This is a genomic window from Alkalinema pantanalense CENA528, from assembly GCF_050753345.1.
GTDB classification, from domain to species: Bacteria; Cyanobacteriota; Cyanobacteriia; order Leptolyngbyales; family Leptolyngbyaceae; genus Alkalinema; species Alkalinema pantanalense.
Genome location: NZ_JBLZFX010000164.1, coordinates 1 through 7,189 on the forward strand (window position 1 = coordinate 1; position 7,189 = coordinate 7,189).

5 protein-coding genes are annotated in these 7,189 nt (G+C 48.8%); all 5 read right to left on the minus strand.

Features of this window, described 5'->3' with window-relative positions; translation table 11 throughout:
- Window positions 1-297, minus strand: a 297-nt coding sequence (locus tag ACN4EG_RS26695) for a hypothetical protein (RefSeq protein ID WP_431633330.1), incomplete at its 3' end; no start/stop codon positions are given.
- A 468-nt stretch (window positions 298-765) separates the two neighbouring features.
- Entirely contained in the window at window positions 766-1,539 is a 774-nt protein-coding gene (locus tag ACN4EG_RS26700; RefSeq protein ID WP_431633326.1) for a hypothetical protein, read from the minus strand.
- Window positions 1,540-1,552: 13 nt separating this feature from the next.
- Window positions 1,553-5,089, minus strand: a complete 3,537-nt coding sequence (locus ACN4EG_RS26705) for an eCIS core domain-containing protein (RefSeq protein ID WP_431633327.1) — start codon at window positions 5,087-5,089, stop codon at window positions 1,553-1,555.
- A 57-nt stretch (window positions 5,090-5,146) separates the two neighbouring features.
- The gene (locus ACN4EG_RS26710) at window positions 5,147-6,619 is read right to left on the minus strand and encodes an ATP-binding protein (RefSeq protein WP_431633328.1); all 1,473 of its coding nucleotides are present in this window, start codon (window positions 6,617-6,619) and stop codon (window positions 5,147-5,149) included.
- A 16-nt stretch (window positions 6,620-6,635) separates the two neighbouring features.
- The coding region (locus ACN4EG_RS26715) for a contractile injection system tape measure protein (RefSeq protein WP_431633329.1) at window positions 6,636-7,189 on the minus strand (554 nt) is incomplete at its 5' end.

Here is a 7,189-nt window from a genome sequence, read left to right on the forward strand (position 1 = left end):
ACCCAGGCTTGGTACACTGAACGTAATCAATTGCAAAAGGCAGTAGATTGGCAGTTTACTACTGCCGATGCTCGGATTCGACTGAAGCGCCTCTATCCACAAATTGAAAACTGACAGTCCACTAGGTAAATAGCTAATGAGTTCGTTTAACCAGCTAATCAGTTCTTGGGTGACTTGGGTCACTCGTCGATCGGATTGACTATGGATTAGCAATTGCTGAATCAGTTGATTATTGAGAGTGAAGTCTCTGGGATCTTGTCGATCGGGAATCCAGCCGGTTTGAATTGACCTATCCATACGTGATCTCCTAGCATCCTGACGAGGTGGTTTAAGAGCGGGGGCGGTTCTGGTAAGAGGGTACTGTAGATTGTGCCGAATTTGTGGGCACTGTCGATAAAAACAAAGGGATTATTCATAATTCCTGATGGTTTGCAGGCGCTTGGATGCTGGATCGATGCAGCGATTTTCAGATCACCCGATCGGGTGGGAAGGCGTAGGGGGGCTGAGTTGCCTGTGGCCATATTGATGGTAGAAGGATGAGCATTGAGGATAAAATTCATCGATCGTAGTAATCCGGTTCATGAGTACCGTAGTATTTTGGCAGCATAAAGATATCGTTGATTAGCCGCGATCGAATGTATTAAGCAACTGGCTGATGTGTGATAGACAGCTACGTTAAGTAAGGCAAACGTCAAGTGACTTTACCTGAACTAGAACACTAACACTAACTTAGTCACTATGAGCGTTAGTGAATCAGTCTGAGAATTAGGATGCTGAAATTTCTGATAGTAATTGACGGACATACATGCCAGGGAAGTGAATATCTGAAGGCCATTGATCAGCAATTGTTTGTGCAAATTGAGCGTACTTCTCAGGTTGTTGAGATAGCAATGCTAGAACTGCATGACCCGACATTGGATAAGACTGTTCTTGAGCAATTTGTACCAACATCTTTTCTGCTTCTAGATTGGGATAATAGGAAAGTATATTCACAGCTTCAGATTTCACGGCTTCATTCCACTGAGAAGATTCTAAAATCTGTCGAATTGCCTGAAAGACGTCTGGATAAAACTGTGTAGATTCCGAAAGCAGATATCTAGCAGCAGTACAAGCACAGGCAACAACCGTTGAGTCAGAACTATTGGCAAGGTAAGGGATTACAAGGGCAATATCCGCCTCTACACCGCATCGCCAAAGAACCTGTAATGCACTGGCATGATTAGCGCCTTGAAGATAACTGTTGGGTCGGATTTCCTGAACAATAGGAGGTTGCTTCAACTCGTGTCTAGCTAAAGCTAAAATCTTATCTTCTAGATCATCGAAAATCTCCTCTCGATGATTTCCCATTTCTGTTCTGGAATAACTGTATTGGTCAAATACAATACTATAAGCATAGACATTTTGACTATTGAGAAGTAAAACTAAAGCATCTCTAAAGTCTTTCTTGGAACTATTAGAATTCTCCAAGATATTGATTGCATCTCGAAGAGGTTTCTCAGTTAATTGCTGAGGATTCCAATAGTAGGTAACGAAGGCCATAAATTATCTGTGATTATCCGTTTGGAGTGTATTCTACAATTGCGTTGCCAGGAATACCACCCCGAATCAACACCTCTTTAGTTCGTGCCGCATCCGATGCAGCCCGTGGATCGATTGTTCCGCTAAAGAATCCCCATCGATTCAGTTCTGCTGGAGACGTTAAATCAATGATTTTGCTGGGATCAATTCTGAACAAATCAATCCGAATAGTCCCTGATTTATTAAATTCTTCCCCGGTATCACGAGGATTGGTTAATGTCTCAGGGCTCGGTAGTGTTGTGGTTGAGGAAAAAACGCTCGGTAAGCTAGCATTTACTACATGTTGACGCGGATCGGTAACCCGAGGTTTATTTGCATTACGCCCTCTACCCGGTCTGGGGGGCAAATCTCGATAGGTAATCGTTTCACCTTCAGGGGTGGAAAATCGAGAATTGTCTAAAATTCGTTGTTCCGCAGTATTAATATTCCGCCCCACATAACGCTGAACTCTAGAACCTGTACTACTCAGAACATACTCCAGTTGATTAATTTGATTGTGGAAGAGCCGCTGACTCCCCCGCTGACCAATCACTCGATAAACACTAGAGTAGACCGAAACAATCATCCCCAGGGATCGACGGCGAGGTGTGAGCAGAATAATATCTGCACCTTGTAGGATATCAGTCCCTCTTGTCCGCACAAATTGTAGTCGCGCTGTTGGCGCAGCAGTACGAATTTCCTGGGTCACAATTCCTTCAGCAGCCGTGGTATCCCGTGCAGCAGGCAAGGCATCAATTCTGACTTTTGCGGCATCCAATGCTCGAATCATTGCTTCATCTAATCCCTCCAAATCCGGTAGCTCAAACACATATTCTGGATTAATGGCCGCATGAACTCTCAGGATATTGCGTTCGGGTCTGGCAGAGAGATCCGTGAGTTGATGGCGAGTTTTAATTTGTTGGAGTGCTGCTGTGAGGGCACGGCGACCCATACCCGGATCTAAGGCTTGTGCTTCACGAACAGCCTGCATCAGGGCTTGTTGTTTTTGGGCTGGGGTTCGCGTATCGGGTCTAGCGGTTCTGCCACCCATGATCAAGCGTCCGAGACGACGGGCTTGGGTCACAATCCAGTCCACTACTCGGTCTAAGGCCCGATCGATCGGTGCGCGAACCCGGTTGATGATATTAGTGACCGCATCACTGACTCGGCCTAAACCTGCAATTCTGGCTAGGAAACTGATCACCAGCGTTAACAATCCTGCCATGGTGGTTTCTACACGATTGGCAGCGGCAGCGAGAACACCACTGGCGATCGCGCTAACGGAATCAATAAACGCCATTGCCACTTGAGCAATTTGCCGTAACCGTTCTACAAAGAACATGATTGTGTTGTAGGTGGCGATAATGGCTTGGATAAACGCCCCCGCCGGATTGAGGCTCGTGATCAGGCGCGTAATGGCTGCTTGCACCACCCGATCGCGCACAAAGGTCATAATCTGCTCCATGACCATATCGCGCAGATTGGAGAGGCTCTCTTGAATTTTTTCCCAGGCCGCCGCAGGGCCTTGGGTCACTAAGGTCATGACAATATCAAAGCCCGTTTCCAATGCCTGCACAGCGGGTTCGCCAATCACCCGCACTAATTTCTGACGAATATTTTGCCAAGTCAGCCCCAACACACTTAGGACAAACTTGATGATTTCCCGCAGAGTAAACGCTTGGGGTATGTAAATATTAGCCCCACTCATCGTCCCCGTTAACCAGCCAATCAACGAGGTGCGCAAATGGGTCAGGAAATTCCTGGCAAACTGACGGAACCCTAGAATACCTGCCCGCACTAAGTTCCGCACAAAGCCGATCGGATTTTGGATAATGCTGCGGAAGGCTCCGGCGGCGCGGCGGATGTAGGGCATGACACCGGGAGCCACCACTTCAAAGATGATTTGCAACAGGCTCATCACCTGCTGCCCCGCCCAGGAAATAAACCGACCGACAAAATTTGCAAACACCGTGCCCACCCGGACAAAGGCCCGAGGCAACAGTACAATATCCGCAATTTCCAGCGATTGCAGCGCTTGAATAAATAGCGTTGGAATTTGCCGCACGAAGCCCAGTAAACCTGCCAACGACCCCTGGAACCAAGCCCAAGCCCGCGCCACCGCATTGGCCTGCTTCAAGTTGTTCCACACTTCTTCCTGGCCGATCAGCTTCATGAAGCCGCCGATCAAGGTATCCGCATTGCGCGGCACGGGATCGCCCGTAATGGGATCTTGCCCCAGCACCGCCTTCAGCAAGTCATAGCCTCGGGTTCCTTCTGCCAAACGGGCCAAGGGACGCAGAATTGCTTCTTTGACAAAGCGAATAATCCCTGTGACTAAATTGCGACCAAAACTGATGATGCGATCGATGGGTTCCGTAAAGATGCGTTTGGCCCGATTCCACACCCCTCCTAGATCAAAAATATCCGTCCAACTGAGGGAGTCGAGGAACTGGTCGATCGCCTGCCGAATCACCGACCCCGTCATCCCCAGGCTTTGAATTTGCTGCTCAATCCAGGCACCTACCCGATCGAACACGCCGTAATTATCCAGCGCTTGGGTAATCAATCCACCACCGGGTAAAAACTCGACGATCGCCCGTAGAATGTTGGCCGCACTGCGCTCCACCCGGCTCATATTAATGGGATTCACACCCAAAATAATCGTAAACATCCGGAAGCCAGGAATCAGATTGGCCTTATCCGCAAAGTAATCCAGCGCATCACTGAGGCCCAGCCGTTGTACCTGCACAGGAGCCTGCTGCGTTACAGAAACAGGTGTTACAGAAACGGCTTCTCGGCGCTGAATGGCGGCACCCTGCTGAATGGTATGGGTCAATTCGTGGGCAATGAGTTCCTTGCCTTCCTGACTATCGGGTTTAAATTTATCCTTGCCAAAAAAGATTTGATTGCCGACGGTGAAGGCTTGGGCGTTGAGTTGCCGATTCAGCTTAGCCGATCGATCACCCGTGTGGATTTTCACCTGGCTAAAATTCGCCTGGAAGCGGGGTTCCATAAATCGTCGTACCGTCAGCGGTAGGGGCGCTCCCGTGGCTGTACTGGCTTGAATTTCTGCGGCGACATTTGAGGCGACATTGGGCTGACCTTCAGCTTTGCGGTGAATGGAATCTTCTCGGTTGCGTTGGGTGAAAATTCCCGTATTCGCAAAGCGTTGGATATAGGGCGACTGGAGTGAAGGCGATCGGAGCGAAGAGGATTGCAGTTGACGTTGGATTTTTTTATCTTTCTCCTTTTCCTCCGGTTTAACTTGTCGAAAAACACTTCCTTTTTCTGTGCGAACGTAGGAAATTGAACTTTCCGGTACCGCCATGCGCATGATTTTCTGCGCGGTTCGATCAGCTTCTTTTTCAGCAGAATCCTGGGGGGAAGAAACCTTCATCGCCGATTGACATTGCACCTGACCTTGCACCTTTCCGGCTGTCGCAACCACCTTCCGCTGAATCCGAGGGGCCGCAGCGGGTTTCGGCGCAGGGGAGGCCGATCGGGTAGCAGTTTTGTGGCGAGCCGTTTCCACGGGTAGGGTGCTCCTAGGGGGAATAAGGGTTGGGGAATGAGGGTGGGGGAATGAGGGTTAAAGCGTTCTGCCTTCCTTGACCAATTCTCGACGAATGCCTTCTTCAAGATCGGTGAATAAAATGGTGTGTTCGTGGCGACTGAGGGCTTTGAGGGAAACGTAGCGAACCACATTCATAATGGTGCCCCCCGACAAATCGTATTTTTCGGCGATGCGATGTAGCTCAATTCTATCTTCTAAAATGGCCTTGGGTGAGAAGGCATTCTGCCAAATTTGTAACCGTTCCGCCGCCTTGGGCATGGGGAAATGGACGATCGATTGAAAGCGGCGAATAAAGGCATCATCAATATTGGCTTTGAGGTTAGAAGCGAGAATCACAACGCCGTTAAACTCCTCAATACGTTGTAATAAAAAACTAATTTCCTGGTTGGCGTAGCGATCGTGGGAATCATCGACCTTGGTGCGTTTGCCAAAGAGGGCATCGGCTTCGTCAAAGAACAAAATCCATTGTTTATGTTCCGCGAGATCGAAAATTTTGGCTAAGTTTTTTTCAGTTTCGCCAATGTATTTAGAAACAATCATACTGAGATCAATTTTGTAAACATCACAGCCACAATGTTTCCCCAGTAAGCAAGCAGAGAAGGTTTTTCCCGTTCCCGGTGGGCCATAGAACAGGCTGGTAAATCCTGGCCGTAGGCGATGGTGCATTTGCCAGCCTTGCAGCAATTCCTGCCCGTATAAAATCCAATGTTTGATTTCGTCCAACTGCTCTAACGTGGAAGCAGGCAGAATTAAATCCTCCCAGTCCAGATGGGTTTCGATTAAACGGGCGGGAAATTCGCTATTGAAATTGGGTTTACGATCGACGCCCGTGGTCAAACGATGCAACCATTCCGAAGATAACACCAGCGCCCCACTTAGCAATGGTTCCCCCGCCGCCACCGGAGCCAGATGGAGCAGTTGCAAGCGGGCAAAGGACCGATCGCCTTCAAAGAAACGGATTAAATCAAATCGACGGGTTAAATCATCTCCCGCCAGGATAAATGCAGCCGTTTCACCCGTGGGAATGAAGCCGCCATGGTGGGTTCCCTGGATGCCGCCGAATTCTGTAAACCCCCGATCGATGGCTTCATTCTTGCTCCACAACACATCCAGCAATTGAGGCCGCACATGGGGAATTAAGGCCAGAATGAACACAAGACGTTCTTCGGGTGAGAAATCAAATTGTCGAATTAATCGAGCATAGTCCGACTGCCGCTGGCTGAAATCCGGGGGTGCGATGTCGTCCATGGATGGGCTTGCAGGTTCAGCACTGTCCGGCTCGAGATGGAAATACTGCTGGAGTCTTGCATTGAGGACTTCGGTAAACCAATGCAATTCCAATTCCAAATCCGCAGCATTGTTGTGATTCACCCGATTTGTATGAGTGTTGTTCTGGTCTCGATCGAACATTTCTCGATCGTGGGTTTGTCGATCGGGAACCTGCTGCTGAGAAGCGACTCGATTGTTATGGTGATCACTGGAATTCATAGGCTAGCTCACTCACTTAACTTACTGCCCATTCTGTATAAAGCGGTTGAGGCATCCAGGGAAGTTTGATAATACTAATGCTCCAGGGTAGTTGGTTTAATAAAAGGTCAAACGTCGCCGTTTCGGGCTGTAAATACCAGCCCCGATCGCGTTCCCGCAGCAAGGCCGATCGTTGTAAAAACGAGGTGCGCAGTCCCTCCATAGATGTCTTTTTTAATGCACTCCAGTGTTCAATGACTGCTTGTAGTAATGAGATTGCTTCCGTTCGATCGCTCGGCTGTAGCAATCCTTCTGCAACTAACAGCGGTGTTTCAGTTCGTAATCCTAGGAAAATTTTAATTAACATCAAATCATATTCATAAATTTGCTCTCGCCCTGTGGCTAGAAAATAAAGTAAGGCGGCGGCTCTGGGAAGGTGTTCGCTGCTAATTTTGTTACCTTGGGCGATCGCTAAATGGCTGAAGAGTTGAGGCAAAAATGGATGGAGGATGACCAATCCGGCTTGGGTGACTAGCCAGGGAAATTCGGGCGAGGCAGAGCTGGGCTGAGATGGGGGGATAGGGGTGGGAG